The sequence below is a fragment of the Jiangella sp. DSM 45060 genome (genome assembly GCF_900105175.1).
GTDB lineage: Bacteria > Actinomycetota > Actinomycetes > Jiangellales > Jiangellaceae > Jiangella.
In genome coordinates this window covers 1475205-1496711 of record NZ_LT629771.1, presented here as the reverse complement: position 1 = coordinate 1496711, position 21507 = coordinate 1475205, and the positions used below count along the sequence as shown (strand labels likewise).

The following is a 21507-nucleotide window of genomic DNA, read 5'->3' as shown; positions in this document are numbered from 1 at the left end:
CCCCTCAGTCCGGTGCGCAGCGCAGCCAGGCGCCGGCCCAGTCGGCGTGGTCCTGCCCGTTGCCGTTGCCCGCGTCGTCGACGACGAGCGCCAGCGTCCGCACGCCGGTCACGTCGACGTCGACCCAGCGGGCGGCGGCCGAGCCGGTCATGACCGGGGAGGCGTAGAGCTCGCGGCCGTCGCCATCCACCCGGAACCGGACGCTGCCGCCGGCGACCTCGTCGTCGACGCCGATGTCGGTCTGGAACCGGCTGCACCGCCCGGCGAGGTCGAGGACGATCCGGGAGGCCGCGTGGGCGCCGATGCCCTTGCCGTACTGGCGGCCGCCGATCGTCATCCGGGCGCCGTCGCCGGGCTGGTCCTCGCCGTTGCTGGCGTCGCGTTCGGCCGGGCCCCAGCCGTTGGCCTCGGACACCCAGTCCCAATCGGACACGTGCCGGCCACCTGAGACGATGTCGACCCGCCCGCCGCCGACCGCGGCGCCGCCGTGGCGCACCTCGACGTCGACGGTGGTCCAGCCCGCCCGGCCGCCCGGACTGAGCTGCACCGAGAGGTCGGCCGTGCCGCCGGGCGGCAGCGTCACCGGCGCCGGCGCCGTGACGACCTGCCAGAAGCCCAGGCCGGCGACCGCCAGCTCGACCGTCTGCTCGCGGCTCGACGCGTTGGCGACGGGCACCGCGATGGTCACCGGGCTGGTCGCGTCGGGCGAGCTGGCCGGCGCGGCGGCCGGCGGCGCGGTCAGCTCGACCGGCGGCCGGACGGTGACGTCGGTCGCGAACCCGGCCAGGAACCGGCCGGCCGGGTCCGTCACCGCGCCGCCGAGGTAGAGGTAGGCGCCGGCGTCGTCGTGCACGCTCACCTCGAGCTCCCACGTCGCCTGCTCGCCCGGCAGCAGCGCACCCGGCCGCGGCCCGGACACCACGCGCGCGGACCACCCCGGCTGAGCGGGCAGGTCCAGCCGCGGCGCCGGCACCGGCCGGTCGCCGGTGGCCACGGCGGTCACGGTCACGTCGACGACGTCGCCGGGCGTCACCTCGGCGTCTGTCCTCGACACGGTGACCTCGAGCCCGCCGTCCGGCCGCAGCCCGTCCAGCACGGCGCGCCGGCCCAGCAGCATGGCCGACCACGCCGCCGGCGTGCTCTCGGCCCGCGGGTCGATCGCGTCGAGGACCTCGGTGAAGACGGCGTCGTCGCGGCCGTGCTTCTCGGCGTAGAGCCGCAGCAGCTCGGCGTCGTCGAGGCCGTCGGCGAACGCCTCCCAGCGGATCGACGACACCGGCCCGTCGGCGCCGGGGTAGACGATGTACTCGTCGCCCTGGCCGTACCGGAAGCTGGGGTCGTCGTACACGTCCTGCGGCCACGAGTTGTACGTCCACCGCAGGAAGCCGTCGAGGTCGCGCTGCGCGACCACCCAGCCGAGCACGCGGGCCGAGACCGGCGGCGACGCGGTGACGGTGTTGGGCCGCAGCGGGTTCATGTAGGTGTAGAACAGCGTCGGCTTGCCCTCGGCCTTGCGCCGGGCGATGTCCTCGTCGGGCACGCTGTCGAGGAACGAGTAGTTGTAGCTGACGTAGTCGGCGTAGTCCTGCACGTCGAGGCTGTTCGCGGCCACGGCGATCTTGCCCAGCCACTGCGGCGCCTCGTCCTCGAGCACGTCGAAGACCATCGCCATCTCGTTGGCCGGCCGCTCGTCGAAGCCGAGCGAGGCGTCGTCGAACCAGCCCTTCTCGGTCAGGTGCTCGGAGAACGCGCCGAGGAACTGGCCCCAGCCCTCGCGGTAGCGCGGGTCGCCGAGGTCGACCTCCTCGACCACCCGCTCGCCGGTGCGGGTGTCGGTGTAGACGAACCGCTCGCGGTGGTCGAACTGGAGCATCGCGAAGGCGTGGATCCGCTCGCCGATGCCGGCCGCCCGCGACTCCTCGACGTAGCGGTCGAAGACGGCGAAGTCGAAGTCGAAGCGCTCGCCGTCCCACCGCCACTCGACCGTCGACGCGAAGCGGCTCCACGTCTGCGGCCGCCACTCGCCGTCGTGGGTCACCATCCAGGGGTCCTCGGTGACGGCGACGTTGACGACGCGCTGCCCGTGCTCGGCGAGGTCGCTCAGGTACGGCCGCATGGCCGCCCAGTGCTCCTCGCTCCACAGCTCGGTGCCGGTCTGGTCGGCGACCGCGTCGGGATGCGCCCAGAGGTCCAGGATGAACGGCCGGTCCGCCATCGCGTCGAGGGCGACGTCGGCGACGACGACCTGCAGCGTCCACGTGCCGATGCCGCCCGTGGCCGCGCCGATCTCCACCGCCGCGGTGTAGACGCCGGGCGCCGCGTCGGCCGGGACGTCGACGCTGAACCACACCGGCTGGTTCGTGCCGCTGTCGACGTCGACGGCGGGGACCTCGCGCAGCGGGTCGGCGATGACGCCGCCGGAGTCGAACGGGATGAACTCCGGGTAGCGCACCTGGACGGCGCCGGCCGGCAGCGTGCCGCCGTGCCGGGACCGTGGCGCGCCCACCGACACCGTCAGGTCGTCCAGCCCGGCCGGTGCGTGCACCGCGAGCTGCGCCGACCCGCGTCCGCCGGCCGGGGTCTCGAGCCGCAGCACCCGGTCGCCGTCGAGGGCGGTCCCCGGCGCCGCGTCGCGGCCGACCCGGACGAGCGAGGAGCTGGCGAACGAGCCGGTCGGCAGCCAGACGACGGCGCCGGCGTCGGCGTCCGCGCCGGCCGGTTCCTGGCTGCTGGCCGGCGCGGCCGCCAGCAACGCGGCGATCAGAGCGGCCGTACCCGACAGAGCGAGAAGGCGAGAGCGCATCTGCATACTCCTGACCGAATAGGAGAGATGTCGCTCAGATTCGCGCATGTCTTCCCGCCCCGTCAAGACCCCGGCTACACGGCGGACGAGACGGCGGCCGGCGGCATCCGCGCAGGCGTAGGCGGCCCGCACGAGGCGCCGACGCTGACCGGGCGTCAGCCGCCGATGACGTGCTCGGCGAGTTGGCGGGCGGCGGCGGCCGGGTGGGTACTCGACCGGGTGGCGCCGACGGCGAGGGCGCCGTCGATGAGGAGGAGCAGCTGGGCGGCCGCCGGGTCCGGCCGCGGGTGGCCGAGGGCGCGCAGCTCGGTCGCCAGGAGGTCGTGCACCCGCTCGCGGTACCGCAGCGTCACCGCGTGCGCCGGGTGGTCCGGAGCCAGGGCGAGTTCGGCCGCGAGGTACCGGCAACCGCGGAAGTCGGGGCCGGCGATGACGCCGTCGAGCCAGTCGAAGATCGCCAGCAGGCGGCCGCGCGGGTCGTCGCCCGCGGCCAGCATGGCCTGCCGGTACGCGGCCTCGTCCTCGTCGGCGCTCACTCGCAGCACCTCGGTGATCAGCCCGTCCTTGCCGCCGAAGTGCTCGTAGAGCGAACGCCGGGCCACGTTCGCCCGTTTGAGCAGGGCGTCGACGCCCACGGAGACGCCCTGCTCGTAGGTCAGCTCCTTGGCCGCGGCCAGCAGGCGCTCACGCGGTCCCGGCATCGTGCGTGTGGTCACGGAGCCCACTCTACTTGACGAGTAGATCGACCGGTCTATATGGTTCGTAGACCGAATGGTCTATCTACCGACTGGGAGCCCACCATGCCGACCACGACGCGCACGACGGCCGACGCCGTCGACCGCTTCACCAAGGCCTTCCTGGACCACGACGCCGAGGCGCTCACCGAGCTGGTCGGCGACGACTGCGTGATGGACGCCATCCAGCCGGCTCCCGACGGCGCCCGCTACGTGGGACGCGAGGCCTGCCTGGCGTTCTGGCGCGAGCTCGCCTCCGACCGCACCACCCGATTCGAGCCCGAGGACGTCGCCGTCGCCGGCGAGCGGGCGACCATCCGCTGGCGCTACCGCTTCGGCGCCGGCCCGGCCGAATCGGTCCGCGGCGTCACGCTGCTGCGGGTGCGCGACGGCCTGATCGTCGAGGCGCTCGCCTACAGCAAGACCGGCGGGGTCCCGCTGGCCCCCGAGGCCCCGGGAACGAGCGCCGAACGCACCACCCGCCAGGTCCTCGACCGGTACAACGAGGCCTTCCGCGCACACGACCCCGCACTCCTCACCGGCCTGATCGCCGACGACTGCGTCATCGAGGACTCCGGCCCCGCACCCGACGGCGTGCGGCGCGAGGGCGGCGCGGCGTGCCTCGCGCGGTGGTCCGAGCTGGCGTCGAACCCTGCGCTGCGGTTCACACCGGAACCGGCCGAGATCCACGGCGACCTCGCCGTCCAGCCGTGGCTGCTGCAGTGGGGCGACGGCGAGCAGGACCGCGTCCGCGGCGTGAACCTGCTGCGTATCCGCGCCGGCCGCATCGCCGAAGCACGCGGCTACGTCAAGGCGTGACGACCCCGGAGGAGTGGACATGATCATCATCGCCGGACACGAACTGGTCGACGCCGACGAGCGCGACGCCTTCGTCGCGGCGTTCCGCGGCCTCGTCGCGCGCGCCCGCGCCACCGACGGCTGCCTCCACGTCGCCATCACGGCCGACTCCGTCGACCCCGAGCGGGTGAACGTGGTCGAGGTGTGGCGCGACGCCGACGCGCTGAACGCCTGGCGCCGGCGGGCCAGGGGCCCGAAGTCCGCGAGGCCCACCCGCGTCGACATCAAGCGCTACGACGCCACCGCCGGCGCACCGCTGTCCTGAGCCTCGGCACATATCGCGGACGTATCGAATTCCCCATACGCGACGGCAACACGGCTCCGCCTTGACTTGACGGCGTGAGCCAGCGCGAACCGGCCCGGACGGGCATCACGGTCTACGGCTGCGGCCCGGACGAGGCCGCGCTGTTCCGGCGGCTGGCGCCGGGCTTCGGCGTCGTGCCGACGATCACGGCGGAACCGCCCGCCGAGGCCACCGCCGGCCTGGCCCGCGGCAACCGCTGCGTCAGCGTCGGCCACCAGCACCGCGTCACCAACGCCACGCTGCGCGCGCTCGGCCGGGCCGGCGTGCGGTACGTCTCCACCCGGAGCATCGGCTACGACCACATCGACGTCGGCTACGCGCGGAGCGTGGGCATCGCCGTCGGCAACGTCGCCTACTCCCCCGACAGCGTCGCCGACTACACGCTGATGCTCATGCTGATGGCGGTGCGCGGCGCCAAGTCGGTCCTGCGCCGCGCCGACGCCCACGACTACCGGCTCAACGACGTGCGCGGGCGGGAGCTGCGCGACCTCACCGTCGGGGTGGTCGGGACGGGACGCATCGGCGCCGCGGTCGTCGACCGGCTGCGGGGCTTCGGCTGCCGGGTGCTGGCCCGCGACCGCGGGCCCGCCGACGTCCCGCTCGACCGGTTGCTGCGGCACAGCGACGTCGTCACGCTGCACACCCCGCTCACCGCGGACACCCATCACCTGCTGGACGAGCGGCGGATCGAGCTGCTGAAGGACGGCGCGATCGTCGTCAACACCGGACGCGGCCCGCTGGTCGACACCGAGGCGCTGCTGCGAGCGCTGGAGAGCGGCCGGCTGGGCGGCGCGGCGCTGGACGTCCTCGAGGGCGAGGAAGGCATCTTCTACGCCGACCGCCGGCACCGCCCGATCGAGAGCAAGACCTGGCAGCGGCTGCAGGAGCTGCCGAACGTGCTGATCAGCCCGCACACCGCCTACTACACCGACCGCGCCCTGAGCGACACGGTCGAGAACAGTCTCAGCAACTGCGTGAACTTCGAGAGTGGGGAACGGCATGAATAGGTTGAAGGTCGGCGTCGTGTTCGGTGGCGTGTCCGAGGAGCACCCGATCTCTGTCAAGTCCGCCCGGGAAGTTGCGGCGAATCTCGATCCGCGCCGGTACGAAACGTATTGGATCGGCATCACGACGACCGGCGCCTGGACGCTCTGCGACGGGCCCGCCGAAGGCTGGGAGGACGGGGCGCGCCCGGCGGTGCTGTCGCCGGACCGCGGCGTCCACGGGCTGCTCGTCCTGGACGAGGGACGCTACGAGACCATCCGCCTGGACGTCGTGCTGCCGGTGCTGCACGGCAAGCTCGGCGAGGACGGCGCGATGCAGGGCCTGCTGGAGCTCGCCGGCCTCCCCTACGCCGGCTGCGACGTCCAGAGCTCCGCCGTCTGCATGGACAAGTCCCTCGCCTACGTCGTCGCCGCGAGCGCGGGCATCGCGACGCCCAGGTTCTGGACCGTCCTGGCGGACGAGAAGCCCGACGGCGGCGAGTTCGGCTACCCCGTCTTCGTGAAGCCGGCCCGGTCCGGGTCGTCGTTCGGGGTCAGCAAGGTGACGAGCGAGGCGGACCTGGCCGGCGCGGTGGAGGCGGCGCGGCGGTACGACTCGAAGGTGGTGATCGAGGAGGCCGTCGCCGGCAGCGAGATCGGCTGCGCCGTCCTCGGGAACGGGGCCGACCTCACGGTGGGCGAGGTCGACCACATCGCGCTGTCCCACGGCTTCTTCCGGATCCACCAGGAGAGCACGCCCGAGTCCGGGTCCGACAACTCGACCCCGATCGTGCCCGCCGACATCCCGGCGGCGTCGCGCACGCTCGTCCAGGAGACCGCCAAGGCCATCTACCGCGCCCTCGGCTGCCGCGGGCTCGCGCGGGTGGACCTGTTCCTCCGCGACGACGGGACGGTGGTCCTCAACGAGGTCAACACGTTCCCCGGCATGACGTCGTACAGCCGCTACCCGCGGATGATGGCGGCCGCTGGACGGCCGCTCGCCGACGTGCTCGACCGCGTCGTGTCGCTGGCGCTGGAGGACCACGCCGATGCCCGCTGACTTCGTCGTCGTGGACGAGCACGTGCCCGGCATCCGCTGGGACGCCAAGTACGCCACCTGGGACAACTTCACCGGCAAACCGGTGGACGGCTACCTGGCCAACCGCATCGTCGGCACGACGGCGCTGTGCGCGGCGCTGGCCCGGGCCCGGGTCCGGGCCGAGGCGCTCGGCTTCGGCCTGGTCCTCTGGGACGCCTACCGCCCACAGCGGGCCGTCGACAGCTTCCTGCGCTGGGCGAAGCAGCCCGAGGACGGACGGACGAAGCTGCGGCACTACCCGAACCTCGACCGTCCCGAGATGGTCGAGCAGGGCTACGTGTCGGCGCGGTCCGGCCACAGTCGCGGCAGCAGCGTCGACCTCACGCTGTACCAGCTGGCCACCGGTGAGCTCGCCCCCATGGGCGGCGACCACGACCTGATGGACTCGGTCTCCCACCACGGCGCCACGGGCATCACGCCGGCCGAGGCGCGGAACCGCCGCTACCTCTGCTCCGTCATGGAGGCCAGCGGCTTCGTCCGCTACGACGTCGAGTGGTGGCACTACACGCTGCGCGACGAGCCCTACCCCGACACCTACTTCGACTTCCCCATCACCTGAAGTCAGCCGGCGTCCGGCGGTGCGGCGGGCAGCCGCACCGTGACACGCAGTCCTCCGGTGTCGCGCGGGGTGAGGGTGAGGGTGCCGTCGTGTGCCTGGGCGATGCTCGTGACGATGGCCAGGCCGAGGCCCGCGCCCTCGTGGTCGCCGCGGACGCGGTCGACGCCGCGCTGGAACGGTTCGGTGAGCGTCGAGACCTGCCGCGGCGAGAGCGGCGCGCCGGTGTTCTCGACGGTGAGCGTGACGGCGCCGTCGTGCGCGCCGGTCGTGATCCACACCGTGCCGTCGTCGGGAAGGTTGTGCACGATCGCGTTGTGCACGAGGTTCGTGGTCAGCTGCAGCAGCAGCGGGTGCGAGCCGACGGCGGCCGCGACGTCGCCGGACGTCTCGATGGTGCGGCCGCGCTCCTCGGCGAGCGGCAGCAGCGATTCGGCCGCCTCCTCCGCGAGCAGCGACAGGTCGACCCGCTCGCGGGCGAAGGAGCGCTGGCCGGCCCGGCTGAACAGGATCAGCGCCTCGGTGAGGTCGATGGCGCGGAGGTTGACGGCGTGCAGGCGCTCGACCAGCCGGTCGGTGTCGTGGTCGGGGTCGCTGCGCGCGACGTCGAGCAGGATCTGACTGACCGCCAGCGGGGTGCGCAGCTCGTGCGAGGCGTTGGCGGCGAAGCGTTGCTGCTCGGCGACGTGCGCCTCGAGCCGCTCGAGCATGCGGTCGAACGCGTCGGCCAGCTCGCGGAACTCGTCGTTGCGGCCCTCCAGCTCGATGCGGTGCGCGAGCGACCCCGTCGCCGCCTTGCGGGTGGCGTCGGTGATGCGGGTCAGCGGGGCCAGCATGCGACCGGCCAGGATCCAGCCGCCGACCAGCCCGAACACCAGCAGGAACAGCAGCATCGCGGCCGCCACCGGGCCGAAGACGGCCGGGCCGCGGTTGCGCGGGTTGAGGGCGAGCGGGAGGTTGGAGAAGTCGGGGACGAGGGTGCGCAGGGGCGCGTCGCGCATGAGGTACACCCACGACGCGGCGAGCAGCAGCACACCGGCGATCATGAGGAAGCCGGCGTAGCTGAGCGTGAGCCTGACGCGCACGCTCAGGCCGGGCGGCCTAGCCACGCCCGTCGCGGTCGCCGGCGTCGATGCGGTAGCCGACGCCGGGCACGGTGGCGATCAGCCAGGGCTCGCCGAGCCGCTTGCGCAGCGCCGACACCGTGATGCGCACGGCGTTCGTGAACGGGTCGGCGTTCTCGTCCCAGGCCCGCTCCAGCAACTGCTCGGCGCTGACGACGCCGCCCTCGGCGCCGACGAGCACCTCGAGCACGGCGAACTGCTTCCTGGTCAGCGCGACGTAGCGGCCGTCGCGGTAGACCTCGCGGCGAAAGGGGTCCAGCCGCAGGCCGGCGAGCTCGCGCACCGGCGGCCGGTTGTACGCGCGCCGGCGGTCCAGCGCCCTGAGCCTGAGCACGAGTTCCTGCAGCTCGAACGGTTTGGTGAGGTAGTCGTCGGCGCCGAGCTCGAACCCGGAGGCCTTGTCGTCGAGCCGGTCGGCGGCGGTGAGCATGAGGATCGGCATGCCGCTGCCGGACGCGACGATGCGGCGGGCGATCTCGTCGCCGGACGGCCCGGGGATGTCGCGGTCGAGGACGGCGATGTCGTAGGCGTTGACGCTGAGCAGTTCCAGCGCGGCGTCGCCCTCTCCGGCGAGGTCGGCGGCGATGGCCTCGAGCCGCAGACCGTCGCGGATGGCCTCCGCCAGGAAGGGTTCGTCCTCGACCACCAGCACACGCATGGTCCCGATGCTATGAGCCGGGTGCTATCGCCCGCGTATGGAAAACCGCATACGCGCCGGCAACACCGCGCTGCCTTGACTGGGGCCATGACCTCCACCGAACCGGCCCTGACGACGACCCGGCCCGCCGACGCCGGCGCCCTCCCCAGCGGCGTGACGGTGTTCGACGACCGGTATCCCGGCGTCGCGAACCTCGACCCCGAGCTGCTCCGGGCCCTGCGCCGGGCGGCGGCGGATGCCGCGCGCGACGGCGTCCGGTTCACCGTCAACAGCGGCTGGCGGTCGCCGGAGTACCAGGAGCGGCTGCTGCGCCGGGCGGTCGCGGAGCACGGCTCGGCCGAGGCGGCCGCCCGCTGGGTCGCCACGCCCGACACGTCGCCGCACGTGGCGGGCGTCGCGATCGATCTCGGGCGGGCGGCCAGGGCGTGGCTGTCCGAGCACGGCGCCCGCTACGGGCTGTGCCAGATCTACCGCAACGAGCCGTGGCACTTCGAGCTGCGCCCCGAGGCCGCCGTCCACGGACCCCCGGCGATGTACCCCGACCCCTCCCACGATCCGCGGATGGGCGGTGACGGGCGCCGGGCGGGCGCATGATGGCAGCATGCGGATCGCGCTCGCGACCGGCGCCGAGCTGGCCGTCCACCTGTACGGCGACGGCGACGGCGACGGCGAGCCTGTGCTGCTGCTGCACGCGTGGGGCGAGACGCACCGGGTGTTCGACCGTCTCGTGCCGCTGCTCCCCCGCTCGCTGCGTCTCGTCGTCCCCGACCAGCGCGGCACCGGCGACAGCACGAAGCCGGCCGGCGGCTATGCCCTGGCCGACGCCGCGGCGGACGTCGTCGCGCTGCTCGACGCACTGGAGCTGGACGCCTGCTGGCTGGCCGGGACGTCCAGCGGCGGGTACGTCGCGCAGGAGGTCGCGGCCGGCCACCCCGGCCGGGTACGCGGCCTGGCGCTGATCGGGGCGCCCAGCGATCTGCGGCGGCCGCTGCCGGCCGCGCTCGCCGGGCTGCTGGCGTCGATGCACGACCCGGTGACCCGCGCCGACGTCGAGGTCCTCACCGGCGCCCTCCCACTGCACGTCCCCGTACCGGCCGGGTTCCTCGACGACCAGCTGGCCGCCGCGCAGACCATCCCCCGGCGAGTCTGGCGCGCGGTCGCGGAAGGCCTGGTCAGCGCCGTGCCGCCGATCCGGCGCGGCCCGATCACCGTCCCCACACTCATCCTGTGGGGCGCCGAGGAGGACGTGCTGCCCGCCGGCCAGGGCCGCGAGCTGGCGGCCGCGATCGAGGGCAGCCGCCTGGTGACGTACGAGGGCACCGGCCACCTCGTGCTCTGGGAGCGGCCGGAGCGCGTCGCCGCCGACCTCGCCGCGTTCGTGACGGGCGTCAGGCGCTGACGACGCCCCCCATCAGCCGGGTGACGGCGGTGACCGCGGCGCCATCAGCCACGATGGCGGTTCAGGCGGACCTCGTCGCCCACCTCGACGGGAGGCTCCTCGCCGAGCCGGCGCCGGAAGACGTAGCGGAGCACGACGGTCGCGGCGGCCGTGACCGGGAGGGCGAGGATCGCGCCGACGAACCCGGCCAGCGCGCCGCCGGCGAGCACCGCGAGGAACACCGTCATCGGCGTCAGCGACACCGCCGACGCGAACACCCGCGGGGCGATGACGAAGTTCTCCAGCTGCTGGTAGGCGATGAAGAACACCGCCACGGCGACGGCTGTGCCGAAGCCGACGGTCAGCGCGACGAGCACCGCGACGACGGCCGCCAGGGTGGCGCCGACCTGGGGCACCGCGTCGAGGACCGCGACGACCAGCGCCAGCAGCGCCGCGTACGGCACGCCGACGATCACGAAGAAGATCGCCGACGAGATGCCGGCGCACGCGCAGATGCCCAGCTGGCCGGTCACGTAGCCACCGACCCGGCGGAACACCTCGGCCACGACGGCGACGCGTTCCGGGTCGCCCGCCGCTCGGCCGGCGAACGCCCTGATCCGCGGTAGCGCCAGCATCGCGTAGACCGTCGTCGCGGCGACGGTGAAGCCGGTGAGGACGACGCCGACGACGCTGCCCAGGACCCCGAACGCCGCGCCCAGCGAGTTCGCGGCGAACGCCACGACGTCGTCGAGGGCCCCGCGCACCTGCTGCTCGAACTCCGGGCTGGCGAGGTGGTCGGCGAGGGCCGAGCCGCCGAACCGCTCGGACAGCCGGTCGAGCAGCTCGGGCAGGTCGTCGACGAGCTCCGCGGCCTGGTCGACGGCCGGGCGCAGCGCCAGCGTCACGAACAGCACGAGCCCGGCGAGGATCGCGGCGACGACGACGAGCACGGCGGTCCCGCGCCGGCCGACCCGCCGCTGCACGGCCCGGACCTGCGGCTCCAGGCCCGCGGCGAGCAGCAGGGCGGCCGCCACGGTGATGAGCACGCCGCGCACCATCCACGTCGCCGCCGCCAGCGCGAGCACACCGAGCGCGACCGCCGTCGCCGCGGCGACGAAGACCAGCGACGGGCGGCCGGCCGGGCGAACCGTGCTGTCCAGCTCGTTCGACATGGTGTCTGCGCTTCCTCGGCGGGCGGCCGATTCGACGTCGGGGTATCTCACAGCATCGGCGAGCCCGGCGCCGCGGCCCTCACCCCGCCGGGGTGACGTGCGGACCGGCCCGCCTGACGCAGCCTGGCGACACGGACCAGCCGAGGAGGCGCCGTGACCAGGGATGCGAACCGCGCGAATCGGGACGAAGGCGACGCAGGCGCATGAGGGACTTCCTCTCCGGCATGTCGTTCACCGCCTGGGACGTGGTCCTGGCCCTCGCCGTCATCGTGGCGGCGTGGCTCTGCGCCCGGTACGCGCGCCGTGCGGCCGACCGCATCCTCGCCGGCGTGCGGGTGCCGGACGATCTGCGGCGCGCGGGCGTCCGGCTCACCGGCTACGTCGTCATCTTCCTCGGCGTGGGGATCGCACTGAGCCTGCTCGGCGCCTCGATCCAGCCGGTGCTGGCGGTGGCGATCCTGCTGGCGGTGGTCGCCTTCCTGGCCCTGCGCGGCATCGCCGACAACGTCGCCGCCGGCATCGTCATCCAGACCCGCCGGCCGGTCCGGATCGACGACACGATCGAGGCGCTCGGGTACACCGGCCGCGTCCGCGAGCTCAACAGCAGGTCCGTCATCATCGAGACGACGGACGGGCGGGTCGTGCACCTGCCCAACCAGAAGCTCCTCGACAACCCGTTCGTCAACCACAGCGCGACCGGCCGCAACGCCTCCGAGCTGCAGGTACGGATCGGCGGTGACGCGGAGGAAGGGACGGCGGAGCTGATCGCCGGCCTGCTGGCGCAGACGCCGGGGGTGCTCGCCGACCCGCCGCCACGGGTCCTGGTCCGCGCCGTCGAACCGCGCCGGACCACGCTGTCGGTCACCTGCTGGCACCGGCCGTCCGACGGCGCGGCGGTGGTGTCGGCGGCGGTGACGGCGATCGGCCGGCGGCTGGCCGCGCCGGGCCGCGCGGTCTCCGTCGTCGCGCCGCCGCCCGCGCCAGCACTGGTGCCGCCGCCGGAGGTGTAGCCGACGCGACAACCACCCCTGACTGCGCGCAAAGGCGTGGTCGGGCACACTCTTGGGCACGATGTCCGACTCGCCGGCCTCTTTCGCCCAGGTGCTCGCCGTGCCGCAGTTCCGCCGGCTGTGGCTGGCGCACGTGTTCTCCGTCGTCGGGGACCAGCTGGCGCGGGTGGCCCTGACCGTGCTGGTCTACGAGCGGACGAACTCGGCCGGGCTCACCGCGTTGACCTACGCGCTGACCTACCTGCCCGACTTCCTCGGCGGCGCCACCCTGGCCGGGCTGGCGGACCGGTTCCCGCGGCGCAGCGTCATGGTTCACACCGACCTCGCCCGGGCCGCGCTGGTGGCGCTCATGGCGGTCCCCGGGATGCCGCTGCTGGCCCAGGCCGCGCTGCTGTTCGTCGTCCAGGCCGTGGCGAGCCCGTTCGCCAGCGCGCGGCAGTCGGTGCTCGCCGACATGCTGCCGGGCGACCAGCTCACCGCCGGGTTCGCCCTGGTGTCGATGACGTCACAGGCGTCGTTCGCGATCGGGTTCGGCGCCGGCGCCGCCCTGGTGGCCGAGTTCGGCACGAGCGCGGCCCTGCTCGTCGACGTCGTCACGTTCGTGGCGTCGGCGGCGATCATCCGACTGGGCATCGACCTCTACCGGCCGGCCCTCGGCGCGGGACCGCGGGGCGCCGCGACCGGGCCGCCGGAGCTCGGCTACTGGGCGACGGTACGGGCCGGATGGGCCGTCGTCGCCGGTGACGCGCGTCTGCGCACACTGCTGGCCGTCGCCTGCTGCGCCGGCTTCTACGCCGTCCCCGAGGGTCTGGCGGTGCCGTTCGGCGACGAGCTGGGTGGCGGCACCGCGGCGGTGGCCTGGCTACTGGCGGCCAACCCGGTCGGAACCGTGCTCGGCATGATCGGGCTGCGCTTCCTCGGCCCGCGGCGGCGGCTGGCGCTGCTCGGGCCGATGGCCATCGGCAGCAGCCTGATCCTGCTGCCCACCGGATGGGCGCCCGGCCTCGCCGTGACGGTGGTCCTCTGGACGCTGAGCGGGGTGCTGTCGGCGCATGACATCGTCGCCCAGTCGACCTATGTGCGCCTGGCGCCCGCGCAGAGCCGTGGGCAGGCGATCGGGGTCGCCGTCGCCGCGCTGCGGGCAGCCCAAGGCCTGGCGATCGTCGCCGCAGGTCTGCTGGCGCAATTCGCCGATGCCGCCGTGATCGTCGGCGTGGCCGCCGCGGCAGGCACGGTGGTGACCGCCGTCGCCGTCCACCGGTGGCGGCGTGCGGCCGCGGCCGGTCCGGAGCCACTGGCGCCGTAGCCGATTCACGTCGGCGGGACCGTCGGGCGGGGTCAGTCCCAGGAGTTGCCGCGCATCGTGGTCACCTCTCCCTGTGCGTCGTGGGGGTGGGGTGCTCGTTTCGGTCAGTCCCAGGAGTTGCCGCGCATCGTCGTCACCTCTCTCTTCGCGTCGTCCGGTCGGGGGTCGCTCGCCTGAGGTCAGTCCCAGCTGTTGCCGCGCATCGTCGTCACCTCTCTCTTCGCGTCGTCCGGTCGGGGGTCGCTCGCCTGAGGTCAGTCCCAGGAGTTACCGCGCACCGTGCTCACCTCCGTCTTCGCCGTCAGTTGGATCGGGATCGCCGCCCGTTTCGTCAGTCCCAGCTGTTTCCACGCATGGCGAGGCCTCCCCTCGTTCGTCGAGACCGGCCGGCGGCCGGCCGGGCCGCGGCGGAACCCGTCGCGCGGTGACGCGTGCTGGTCGGTTGTCCCACCTTCGCTCCCACCTGTGGTCGTCAAGAGCGGTTACGGCTGGTGCGCCATCCATGTCTATTTTGCGTCCTACGTCATGGTTATACTGTGCCGCACGTCCTCACATGGGGCTGACGGAGCCCGCCGGGCGGAGGAATCGTGCACCGATTGCGATCGTGGCTCCGGGGCTGGGCGCTGTGGCGCACGCCCCGGCCGAGCCAGATCCTGATCATGGTGGTCAACGCGCTGGCCGTCGCCGTCGCCGCCGTGACCGTCGTCCTGGTGCCGGTGTCCATCGGGCAGAACGACCTGGTCCGGTTCGGTGTGCTGGCCGGATGCGCCTGGGCGGCCACCGAGCTGACCCGGCACGTCGAGCAACGACGAGCGGTGGCGCACTCACCCGCCGTCGCGCACATCGACTCCGCCGCCGTGTGGGTCATGGCCACCACCATCGTGCTGCCGCCGGCGCTCGCCCTGAGCATGGTGGTGCTGACGAACGTGCTGCTCTGGGACCGTGTCAAGCGCCGCCGGACGCCGCCGTACCGCGCCGTCTACACGACGTCAACCATCCTGCTCGGCACCAGTCTCGCCGTCCTCATCCTGGCCACCGGCCTGAACGGCTACCCCGGCCTGCCGGCCACGGCCGTCGAGTTCGGCGTCATCGCCCTCGCCGCCGCCGTCGCCTGGGCGGTCAACTTCGGCCTCATCGTGGCCGCCATCGCCTCCCACAATCCCACGACGTCGGCCCGCGAGCTGTTCTCCGACCTCTCCGGGCAGATCCTCGAAGCGGGCGCGGCCGCGCTCGGCGTGCTCGTCGCCATCACCATCGTCACCACGCCGGTGGCGCTGCCGGCCGTCCTGGTCGTCATCGTGGCGCTGCACCGCGGCAGCCTGGTCACCGGCCTCGAGAAGGCGGCCAGCATCGACGCCAAGACCGGCCTGGCGACGTCCGCGCGCTGGCACCACCACGCCGAGCAGCTGCTGGTCCGCGCCCAAGAGGCCGGCACCGGGCTCGGCCTGCTCATGATCGACCTCGACCACTTCAAGAAGATCAACGACACCTACGGCCACCTGTTCGGCGACCGCGTCCTCCGCGCCGTCGCCGACGAGCTGCGCGGCGAGGTCCGCGAGCTCGACGCGTGCGGCCGCTGGGGCGGCGAGGAGTTCGCCATCGTCGTCGCCGACATCGACAGCGACCAGAGCCTGCGGCGCATCGCCGAACGCGTCCGGCTGCGCATCCAGGGCATCGTCCTCGACGCCCCGGTCGGCGAGGCCACCGAGACGGTGACCATCACCGCCTCCGTCGGCGGCGTCCACCACGTCCCCGACGCCTCCACCACCGTCGACGACCTCGTCGCCGCCGCCGACTCCGCCCTGTACGAGGCGAAGCGCGACCGCAACACCGTCCGGGTCCACCTCACCGCGCCGCCGCTGCCCATCGCCCTGGCGCCGGAACGCGCCGAGGCGCCTGACTGACCCGGACGATGCCGGACGAGCACGTTCTCGCCCAGGTGGCGAGCATCCACGGCGTCGTCGAGTTCTGGGTCGAGCGGCCGGACGGTGAGCGCGGCGCCGCGGCGCTCGCCGACGCCGGCGCCGTCGTCCTTGACACCCAGCCACCCGAGGAGTCGCACGAGTTCAGCTGGGACGGAATCACCTTCAGCACCGCCTGCTTCGACGCCCATGCCGACGGCACGTTCCGCCCGCGCGGCCGCTGGTCCGACTGGGTGTTCCCGGCCGGCTCATTCGGCGAGGCCCCCGGCCACCTCGGCGGCCGTCCCGTCCCGGCGATGAGCGCACCCGGGATGCTGGCCATGAAACTGCAGTTCCCCACGCTGCGAAACGGCGGACGGTGGCGGGCGAAGGACGTCCGGGACATCGCCACACTGCGCGACCTGGTCGCGCGTCCGCCGCAGCCGGGGTGACGCTCAGCCGAACAAGAGGTCGCGGCTCAGCTTCACGTTCGGCAGGTACTCGCGGCTCGTCATGTCCACCCGGCCGGAGCGGACGAGGGCGCGGTACTGCTTCGGCGTCGTCTGCTTCACCTGGCGGAACCTGCGGTTGAAGTTCGAGAGGTTGCCGAACCCGCTGTCGGACGCGATGGTGGCGATCGGCAGGTCGGTGTCGCGCAGCAGGCGGCACGCGGCGTTGAGGCGCACGACCGTGATGTAGCGGGTGAGGGTCTGGCCGGTCGACCGGGCGAAGAGGCGGCTCGCGGCGCTCGCGTTCATGTGCACCGCGACGGCGACGTCCTGCAGGGTGATGGCGGAGCGGTAGTGCTCGTGCACGTGGGCCACGATGGCCTCGATGCGCCGGGCGCTCGAGCTGTCGGCGCCGGACGACGACTGGCCGGTCGTGAGCGAGGTGTAGGGCTGACGGCTGAGCGTGACGAGCAGGTGCAGCAGCGCGACCGTCTTCTCCGCCGCCGCGAGCTCGCCGAGCGTCGCCAGCGTGTCCGGCGGCTGGGCGAACCGCAGGCCGTTGGCCGACGCCGCCAGCATGGTGCTGACGCTGGCGAAGGCCGGCAGGTCGAAGAACGTCTCACCGAGGAACGACTTCGCGAAGTGGACGACGATCGCCTCGCTCATGCCGCCGTCGGGGATCGACGCGTAGGTGTGGGCGAGCTGCGGGCCGATGAGGACGAGATCGCCCGGCTGGTACTCCTCGATCGAATCGCCGATGAGACGGGTGCCCACGCCGCTGACGATCTGCACCAGCTCGAATTCCGGATGCGCGTGCATCCGTGGCGGTAGAACGGGCGACTTGAACCGGAAATAGCGCCATCCGAGCGGGTAGAGCGGCTCGAGATGCTCGTACGCGACCGGCATCGCATCCTCCTCGTGGGCAAAAATCGTACCAGTTCCGAGCGAGCACGGCGTTGTTGCGCCCGCCGCCGATCCCCGACGCTGAACCCATGGTCTTCTCCATCGAAACAGTGAGGCGGGCTCCATGAGGATCGACGTGAACGAGCCGGCCTGTGTGGGCTCCGGTCAGTGCGCCCTCGTCGCGGAGGACCTGTTCGACCAGGACGACGACGGCATCGTCGTCGTCCTCGCCGACCACGTCGCGCCCGAGCTCGAGGACGCGGCCCGGCGGGCGGCGGCGCTGTGCCCCGCCCGGGCGATCGCGCTGACGGAGTGAGCGCCGCATGACCACGCGGCCCGGAACCGTGATCGTCGGCGCCTCGATCGCCGGCATCACGACGGCGGAGTCGTTGCGCCGCGCCGGCTACGACGGGGCGATCACCGTCGTCGGGGAGGAACCGCACCACCCCTACACCCGCCCGCCGCTGTCCAAGCAGGTCCTGACGGGTCAGTGGGCGCCCGCGGACGCGTCGGCCACGACCACCACCGACGGGGTCGAGCTCATCCTCGGCACGCGCGCCACCGGTCTCGACACCGGCCGGCGGCTCCTGCTGACCGCGGACGGCGAGCTGCCCTACGACTCGCTGGTGATCGCCACCGGCGTCTCCGCCCGCCGGCCCGCGGTCGCCGGCGTGCACACGCTGCGCACCCTCGACGACGCGACCGCGCTCACCGGCGCCCTCGACGGCGCATCCCGTGCGCTGGTGATCGGCGCCGGCATCCTCGGCGCCGAGATCGCCGCGGGCCTGTCGAAGCGCGGACTGGCGGTGACGCTCGCCGGCCGGCACCGGGAGCTGCGGTTCGGCACGGTCGGATCGTTGCTCTCGCCCCAGGTGGTGCGCCTGCACCGGGCGAACGGCGTGCGGTTGCGGCTCGGCCTCGACGTCGTCGTGCTGCGCGGCGACGGCGCCGTGCTGTCGGACGGATCCGAGCTGGCCGCCGACGTCGTCGTGACGGCGACCGGGAGCCGGCCGAACGTCGGCTGGCTGGCCGGGTCGGCGCTGCGGATCGGCGACGGGGTCGTCTGCGACCCGGCCGGCCGGGCGGCCCCGGACGTCTACGCCGTCGGCGACGTCGCGCGCTGGGCGGACGCGTCCGGCGGCACGTCGACCCGGGTCGAGCACCAGCAGCACGCGATCGAGCAGGCGCACGCCGTGGCCGCCACGATCGCCACCGGCGTCGCCACGGCGCCCGGCATCGTGCCGTTCTTCTGGTCCGAACTGCACGGCACGCGCATCCAGGCCTACGGGCGCTTCGACGGCGCGAACTCCCTCGCGGTGGTCGCGGGCGACGCGGCGGACGGCCGCTTCGTCGCGCTCGCCGCCCGCGACGACGTCCCCGTGGGCGTCGTCGGCTGGAACCTGCCACGCGCCTTCCGCGACGTGCGCGCCCGGTTCACCTCCACCTCGGCAGAAAGGCAGCTCGTCCCATGAGTACCGCACCACAGACCCAGAGCACGGGGTGCCCCTACCACGCGGCCGTCATGCCCACCGACGGCACGCCGTTCCGTCCGTCGCCTCGGTTCGCGGCGTGGCGGGCGGAGGCGCCCGCGACCCGGCTGACGGCCGACGACGGGAACGTCGGGTGGTTCGTCACCGGGTACGACCTCGCCCGGCAGGTCCTCGAGGACACCCGCTTCAGCATGACTCACCAACGACACCCGGTCGGGCATCACGTGTTCTCCGACCACGTGATGCCCGACAGCGACCTGGTGCACGCCTTCATGGCGGGCAACGTCCTCAGCCTCGACCCGCCCCAGCACACCAGGATCCGCCGGACCGTCGTCGGCCGGTTCTCCGTCCGTTCGGTGCGCGGCCGGCTGCCGGCCCTGCGCGCCTTCATCGAACGACGGCTCGACGAGATCGTCGCCGCCGGGAGCACCGCCGACCTGTTCTGGGACTTCGGTGTCCCCGTCTCCGTGTTCGCCCACTGCCGGGTGCTGGGCATCCCGGAGCACAGGTCCGGTGAGTTCGCCGACATCTTCGCCGCCGAGGAGCTGCGGCCGGGCGAGATGGTCGAGTTCGCCCGCGCGATGCTCGAGCTCAAGCGCGACGACCTCGGCGAGGACACCATCAGCGACATCCTGCGCTCGGAGCTCACCGACGCGGAACGCCTCGGGATCACCGCGGTGCTCATGGGCTCCGGACGCGACGCGATCGCCTTCATGATCCCGACGACCACGGTCTCGCTGCTCACGAACCCCGAGCAGCTGGAGGTGCTGCGGCGCGACCCCTCGCTGATCCGCCCGGCCGTCGAGGAGTTCGTCCGGTTCCACGCGATGTTCGTCTCGGCACATCCGCGCACCGTCGCCGAGGACGTGACCCTGCAGGGGATCGACTTCCGTGCGGGCGAGTCGGTCTGGGTGTCGACGGTCGCGCCGAACCGCGACGGCGACCGGTTCGCCGACCCGGACACCTTCGACGTCACCCGCGACGCCTACGGGCACATCGCGTTCGGTCACGGCATCCACGGCTGCATCGGCCAGCAGCTCGCCCGCGTCGTCATCGCCGAGGCGATCACCCAGCTGCTGGACCGGCTGCCGTCGTTGCGGCTGGTCGATGCCGAGCAGTTGGAGCCGCTGCCGTTCGCCGGTCCGCTGCCCACCTATTCGCCGGGGAGGGTCCATGTCGCGTGGTAATAGTCTGAGCTGGGCGACGCTGTCGCCGAGCGGACGGGACAGCGCCGAGTGGTCGCACGCCGGCATCGCCGCCGACGCCGGCGGGACGGTGTACTGGACCGACCCGGCCGGCGGCGCGATCATCGCCCGGCACCTGCCGACCGAGCACGTCGAGCGGATCCCCGTCCCGCTGCTCGAGGTGCACGACATCACCCTCGGCCCGAGCGGTGACCGGCTGTGGCTGGTCGACCCCGGCTGGAAGCAGCGGCCGCCGGCGTACGAGCCGGAGGTGCGCGAGGGACGTGCGGGCGTGCTGGACCTCGCCTCGGGTACCTTCACCGACCTCGTCCGCCCGGACCACCCTCACTACGCGCAGCACGGCTGGTATCCGACCTCCATCGCAGTCGACGGCACCGAGTCGCTGGTCGTGGTGGCCGACGGCTACGGGGAGAGCCTGGTGCACCTGTTCCGTGACGGTGCGGTGACGACCGTGCAGGGCGCCGGCGGAGCGCGGTTCCGGTGCCCGCACGGTGTGCTCCTCCTCGCCGGCGCGAGTGGCGCCGAGCTGGTCGTCGCCGACCGCGGCAACAGCCGGCTGGTCCGCCTCGACCTGGACGGGCACTTCGTGGACGCGTTCACCCATCCGGACCTGCGCAGCCCGAGCGGCCTCGCGGCGCTGGGCGAGCGGCTCGTCGTCACCGACCTCGACGGCGCGCTGCACAGCGTCGACCTCGATCGTGGCCTGCTCGACGTGCTGGTGCCGTTCCCGGACGGCGAGAAGCGGCCGGGCTGGCCGAACCACCAGTCCGACGGCGCGATGGTGCGCCCGCCGCTGCGCGACGGCCTGCTGAACAGCCCGCACGGCGTCGCGACCGGCCCGGACGGATCGATCTTCCTCACCGAGTGGGTCATCGGCGGGCGCGAGCTGCACCTGCGTCCCGGCCCGGCGACCGAGAACGGAGCAGTCCGATGAGCGCGCAGACCCGCCCGTACCGCCCGACCGACCGCGACGACGTCGCCCGCGTGTGCCTGCGCACCGGGGCGGCCGGCGGCGACGCGACCGGGTGGTACTCGGACGACACGCTCGTGCCCGACGTGGCCGTGCTGCCGTATCTGGAGTACGCCCCCGACCTCGCCCTCGTCGTCGACGACGGCGAGCGGGCGGCCGGCTACCTGGTCGGCGTCGCGGACACCGCCGCGTTCATCGAGTGGTGGCGGCGCGAGTGGGCGCCCGGCTTCGCCGCGAGGCATCCCGCACCGGGCGCTCCCACGGCACACACGCCTCAGATCAGCGAGGCGCTGCTGGTGGAGGTGGGAGGGCGGCCCGAGGTGATGCGGGGCATTCCCGAGCTCGACGCCTACCCCGCGCAACTGCACATGAACCTGCTGCCCGAGCTGCGGGGGCAGGGGTTCGGCCGGCGCCTCGTCGACGAGTTCCGGGCGGCGCTCGCGGCCCGCGGCGTACCCGCCCTGCACCTCGGCATCGACCCGAGCAACGTCGGCGCCCGCGCGTTCTACAACCGCCTCGGATTCCACGAGCTGCCGTCGAGCACCCCGGAACATCCCCTGTTCGGCATCGCGACCACCCCGTAGCCGCGGTTTCCATCCATTGA

General features: G+C 73.4%; 22 protein-coding genes. 16 read left to right on the top strand and 6 right to left on the bottom strand.

Features of this window, described 5'->3' with window-relative positions; translation table 11 throughout:
- Nucleotides 1–4 precede the first annotated feature (4 nt).
- Nucleotides 5–2803 (bottom strand): glycoside hydrolase domain-containing protein, encoded by a 2799-nt coding sequence (locus tag BLU82_RS06655; RefSeq protein WP_157740668.1) that lies wholly within the window; start codon nucleotides 2801–2803, stop codon nucleotides 5–7.
- 155 nt (nucleotides 2804–2958) lie between these two features.
- On the bottom strand, nucleotides 2959–3519 hold the full coding sequence (locus BLU82_RS06645) for a TetR/AcrR family transcriptional regulator (RefSeq protein WP_197682773.1): 561 nt from the start codon (nucleotides 3517–3519) through the stop codon (nucleotides 2959–2961).
- An 84-nt stretch (nucleotides 3520–3603) separates the two neighbouring features.
- Here BLU82_RS06645 and BLU82_RS06640 point away from each other — a divergent pair, with 84 nt between their 5' ends.
- The 5 genes from BLU82_RS06640 (at nucleotide 3604) to vanX (ending at nucleotide 7340) form a co-directional block, all read left to right on the top strand.
- Complete coding sequence (locus BLU82_RS06640) at nucleotides 3604–4356, top strand: nuclear transport factor 2 family protein (protein ID WP_092617451.1); 753 nt, start codon at nucleotides 3604–3606, stop codon at nucleotides 4354–4356.
- Nucleotides 4357–4375: 19 nt separating this feature from the next.
- The gene (locus tag BLU82_RS06635; RefSeq protein WP_092625523.1) at nucleotides 4376–4660 is read left to right on the top strand and encodes a putative quinol monooxygenase; all 285 of its coding nucleotides are present in this window, start codon (nucleotides 4376–4378) and stop codon (nucleotides 4658–4660) included.
- A gap of 74 nt (nucleotides 4661–4734) precedes the next feature.
- A complete protein-coding gene (locus tag BLU82_RS06630; RefSeq protein WP_197682772.1) occupies nucleotides 4735–5706 on the top strand; it encodes a D-isomer specific 2-hydroxyacid dehydrogenase family protein in 972 nt (323 codons plus the stop codon).
- The gene (gene vanA, locus BLU82_RS06625; protein ID WP_092625519.1) at nucleotides 5699–6742 is read left to right on the top strand and encodes a D-alanine--(R)-lactate ligase; all 1044 of its coding nucleotides are present in this window, start codon (nucleotides 5699–5701) and stop codon (nucleotides 6740–6742) included. Before BLU82_RS06630 ends, vanA begins: the two co-directional genes overlap by 8 nt.
- Nucleotides 6732–7340 carry a D-Ala-D-Ala dipeptidase VanX gene (vanX, locus tag BLU82_RS06620; protein ID WP_092617448.1) on the top strand — a complete coding sequence of 203 codons (609 nt, stop codon included), beginning with the start codon at nucleotides 6732–6734 and terminating at the stop codon, nucleotides 7338–7340. Before vanA ends, vanX begins: the two co-directional genes overlap by 11 nt.
- A 2-nt stretch (nucleotides 7341–7342) precedes the next feature.
- Here the strand turns inward: vanX and BLU82_RS06615 are convergent, their stop codons facing one another.
- Together BLU82_RS06615 and BLU82_RS06610 are read right to left on the bottom strand one after the other, a co-directional pair.
- Nucleotides 7343–8446, bottom strand: coding sequence for a HAMP domain-containing sensor histidine kinase (locus tag BLU82_RS06615; RefSeq protein WP_092617445.1), 1104 nt, complete (start codon nucleotides 8444–8446; stop codon nucleotides 7343–7345).
- A complete protein-coding gene (locus BLU82_RS06610; RefSeq protein ID WP_092617442.1) occupies nucleotides 8439–9119 on the bottom strand; it encodes a response regulator transcription factor in 681 nt (226 codons plus the stop codon). Before BLU82_RS06610 ends, BLU82_RS06615 begins: the two co-directional genes overlap by 8 nt.
- A gap of 87 nt (nucleotides 9120–9206) precedes the next feature.
- Here BLU82_RS06610 and BLU82_RS06605 point away from each other — a divergent pair, with 87 nt between their 5' ends.
- Together BLU82_RS06605 and BLU82_RS06600 are read left to right on the top strand one after the other, a co-directional pair.
- Nucleotides 9207–9713 (top strand): D-alanyl-D-alanine carboxypeptidase family protein, encoded by a 507-nt coding sequence (locus BLU82_RS06605; RefSeq protein WP_197682771.1) that lies wholly within the window; start codon nucleotides 9207–9209, stop codon nucleotides 9711–9713.
- Between the two features lie 7 nt (nucleotides 9714–9720).
- On the top strand, nucleotides 9721–10518 hold the full coding sequence (locus BLU82_RS06600; protein WP_157740666.1) for an alpha/beta fold hydrolase: 798 nt from the start codon (nucleotides 9721–9723) through the stop codon (nucleotides 10516–10518).
- A 44-nt stretch (nucleotides 10519–10562) separates the two neighbouring features.
- Here BLU82_RS06600 and BLU82_RS06595 read toward each other — a convergent pair whose 3' ends face one another.
- Entirely contained in the window at nucleotides 10563–11669 is a 1107-nt protein-coding gene (locus BLU82_RS06595) for an AI-2E family transporter (RefSeq protein ID WP_092617433.1), read from the bottom strand.
- A 203-nt stretch (nucleotides 11670–11872) separates the two neighbouring features.
- Between BLU82_RS06595 and BLU82_RS06590 the strand changes: the two genes are divergently transcribed.
- From BLU82_RS06590 to BLU82_RS06575, 4 genes are all read left to right on the top strand, one after another.
- Nucleotides 11873–12679: a mechanosensitive ion channel family protein gene (locus BLU82_RS06590; RefSeq protein WP_092617430.1), complete on the top strand. Its 807-nt coding sequence runs from the start codon at nucleotides 11873–11875 to the stop codon at nucleotides 12677–12679.
- A gap of 61 nt (nucleotides 12680–12740) precedes the next feature.
- Complete coding sequence (locus BLU82_RS06585) at nucleotides 12741–13985, top strand: MFS transporter (protein ID WP_092617427.1); 1245 nt, start codon at nucleotides 12741–12743, stop codon at nucleotides 13983–13985.
- A 587-nt stretch (nucleotides 13986–14572) separates the two neighbouring features.
- Entirely contained in the window at nucleotides 14573–15889 is a 1317-nt protein-coding gene (locus BLU82_RS06580) for a diguanylate cyclase (RefSeq protein WP_157740664.1), read from the top strand.
- Between the two features lie 8 nt (nucleotides 15890–15897).
- Nucleotides 15898–16338, top strand: coding sequence for a hypothetical protein (locus BLU82_RS06575; RefSeq protein WP_092617420.1), 441 nt, complete (start codon nucleotides 15898–15900; stop codon nucleotides 16336–16338).
- Nucleotides 16339–16341: 3 nt separating this feature from the next.
- Here BLU82_RS06575 and BLU82_RS06570 read toward each other — a convergent pair whose 3' ends face one another.
- Complete coding sequence (locus tag BLU82_RS06570) at nucleotides 16342–17241, bottom strand: AraC family transcriptional regulator (protein ID WP_172885550.1); 900 nt, start codon at nucleotides 17239–17241, stop codon at nucleotides 16342–16344.
- A 121-nt stretch (nucleotides 17242–17362) separates the two neighbouring features.
- Between BLU82_RS06570 and BLU82_RS06565 the strand changes: the two genes are divergently transcribed.
- The 5 genes from BLU82_RS06565 to BLU82_RS06545 are packed head-to-tail and all read left to right on the top strand — an operon-like array spanning nucleotide 17363 to nucleotide 21487.
- On the top strand, nucleotides 17363–17554 hold the full coding sequence (locus BLU82_RS06565) for a ferredoxin (protein ID WP_092617414.1): 192 nt from the start codon (nucleotides 17363–17365) through the stop codon (nucleotides 17552–17554).
- Between the two features lie 7 nt (nucleotides 17555–17561).
- Nucleotides 17562–18710, top strand: coding sequence for an NAD(P)/FAD-dependent oxidoreductase (locus BLU82_RS06560; protein ID WP_092617411.1), 1149 nt, complete (start codon nucleotides 17562–17564; stop codon nucleotides 18708–18710).
- A complete protein-coding gene (locus BLU82_RS06555) occupies nucleotides 18707–19915 on the top strand; it encodes a cytochrome P450 (RefSeq protein ID WP_092617408.1) in 1209 nt (402 codons plus the stop codon). The genes BLU82_RS06560 and BLU82_RS06555 overlap by 4 nt, the downstream gene beginning before the upstream one ends.
- Nucleotides 19902–20867 carry a hypothetical protein gene (locus tag BLU82_RS06550; RefSeq protein ID WP_092617405.1) on the top strand — a complete coding sequence of 322 codons (966 nt, stop codon included), beginning with the start codon at nucleotides 19902–19904 and terminating at the stop codon, nucleotides 20865–20867. The genes BLU82_RS06555 and BLU82_RS06550 overlap by 14 nt, the downstream gene beginning before the upstream one ends.
- Nucleotides 20864–21487 (top strand): GNAT family N-acetyltransferase, encoded by a 624-nt coding sequence (locus BLU82_RS06545; protein WP_092617401.1) that lies wholly within the window; start codon nucleotides 20864–20866, stop codon nucleotides 21485–21487. Before BLU82_RS06550 ends, BLU82_RS06545 begins: the two co-directional genes overlap by 4 nt.
- Nucleotides 21488–21507 lie beyond the last annotated feature (20 nt).

What these genes read in the sequence shown, in the direction of transcription:
- BLU82_RS06655 (WP_157740668.1), bottom strand. Translation starts at nt 2,803, where the DNA reads ATGCGCTCTCGCCTTCTCGCTCTGTCGGGTACGGCCGCTCTGATCGCC.
- BLU82_RS06640 (WP_092617451.1), top strand. Translation starts at nt 3,604, where the DNA reads ATGCCGACCACGACGCGCACGACGGCCGACGCCGTCGACCGCTTCACC.
- BLU82_RS06635 (WP_092625523.1), top strand. Translation starts at nt 4,376, where the DNA reads ATGATCATCATCGCCGGACACGAACTGGTCGACGCCGACGAGCGCGAC.
- vanA (WP_092625519.1), top strand. Translation starts at nt 5,699, where the DNA reads ATGAATAGGTTGAAGGTCGGCGTCGTGTTCGGTGGCGTGTCCGAGGAG.
- vanX (WP_092617448.1), top strand. Translation starts at nt 6,732, where the DNA reads ATGCCCGCTGACTTCGTCGTCGTGGACGAGCACGTGCCCGGCATCCGC.
- BLU82_RS06610 (WP_092617442.1), bottom strand. Translation starts at nt 9,119, where the DNA reads ATGCGTGTGCTGGTGGTCGAGGACGAACCCTTCCTGGCGGAGGCCATC.
- BLU82_RS06605 (WP_197682771.1), top strand. Translation starts at nt 9,207, where the DNA reads ATGACCTCCACCGAACCGGCCCTGACGACGACCCGGCCCGCCGACGCC.
- BLU82_RS06600 (WP_157740666.1), top strand. Translation starts at nt 9,721, where the DNA reads ATGCGGATCGCGCTCGCGACCGGCGCCGAGCTGGCCGTCCACCTGTAC.
- BLU82_RS06595 (WP_092617433.1), bottom strand. Translation starts at nt 11,669, where the DNA reads ATGTCGAACGAGCTGGACAGCACGGTTCGCCCGGCCGGCCGCCCGTCG.
- BLU82_RS06590 (WP_092617430.1), top strand. Translation starts at nt 11,873, where the DNA reads ATGAGGGACTTCCTCTCCGGCATGTCGTTCACCGCCTGGGACGTGGTC.
- BLU82_RS06585 (WP_092617427.1), top strand. Translation starts at nt 12,741, where the DNA reads ATGTCCGACTCGCCGGCCTCTTTCGCCCAGGTGCTCGCCGTGCCGCAG.
- BLU82_RS06575 (WP_092617420.1), top strand. Translation starts at nt 15,898, where the DNA reads ATGCCGGACGAGCACGTTCTCGCCCAGGTGGCGAGCATCCACGGCGTC.
- BLU82_RS06570 (WP_172885550.1), bottom strand. Translation starts at nt 17,241, where the DNA reads ATGCCGGTCGCGTACGAGCATCTCGAGCCGCTCTACCCGCTCGGATGG.
- BLU82_RS06565 (WP_092617414.1), top strand. Translation starts at nt 17,363, where the DNA reads ATGAGGATCGACGTGAACGAGCCGGCCTGTGTGGGCTCCGGTCAGTGC.
- BLU82_RS06560 (WP_092617411.1), top strand. Translation starts at nt 17,562, where the DNA reads ATGACCACGCGGCCCGGAACCGTGATCGTCGGCGCCTCGATCGCCGGC.
- BLU82_RS06555 (WP_092617408.1), top strand. Translation starts at nt 18,707, where the DNA reads ATGAGTACCGCACCACAGACCCAGAGCACGGGGTGCCCCTACCACGCG.
- BLU82_RS06550 (WP_092617405.1), top strand. Translation starts at nt 19,902, where the DNA reads ATGTCGCGTGGTAATAGTCTGAGCTGGGCGACGCTGTCGCCGAGCGGA.
- BLU82_RS06545 (WP_092617401.1), top strand. Translation starts at nt 20,864, where the DNA reads ATGAGCGCGCAGACCCGCCCGTACCGCCCGACCGACCGCGACGACGTC.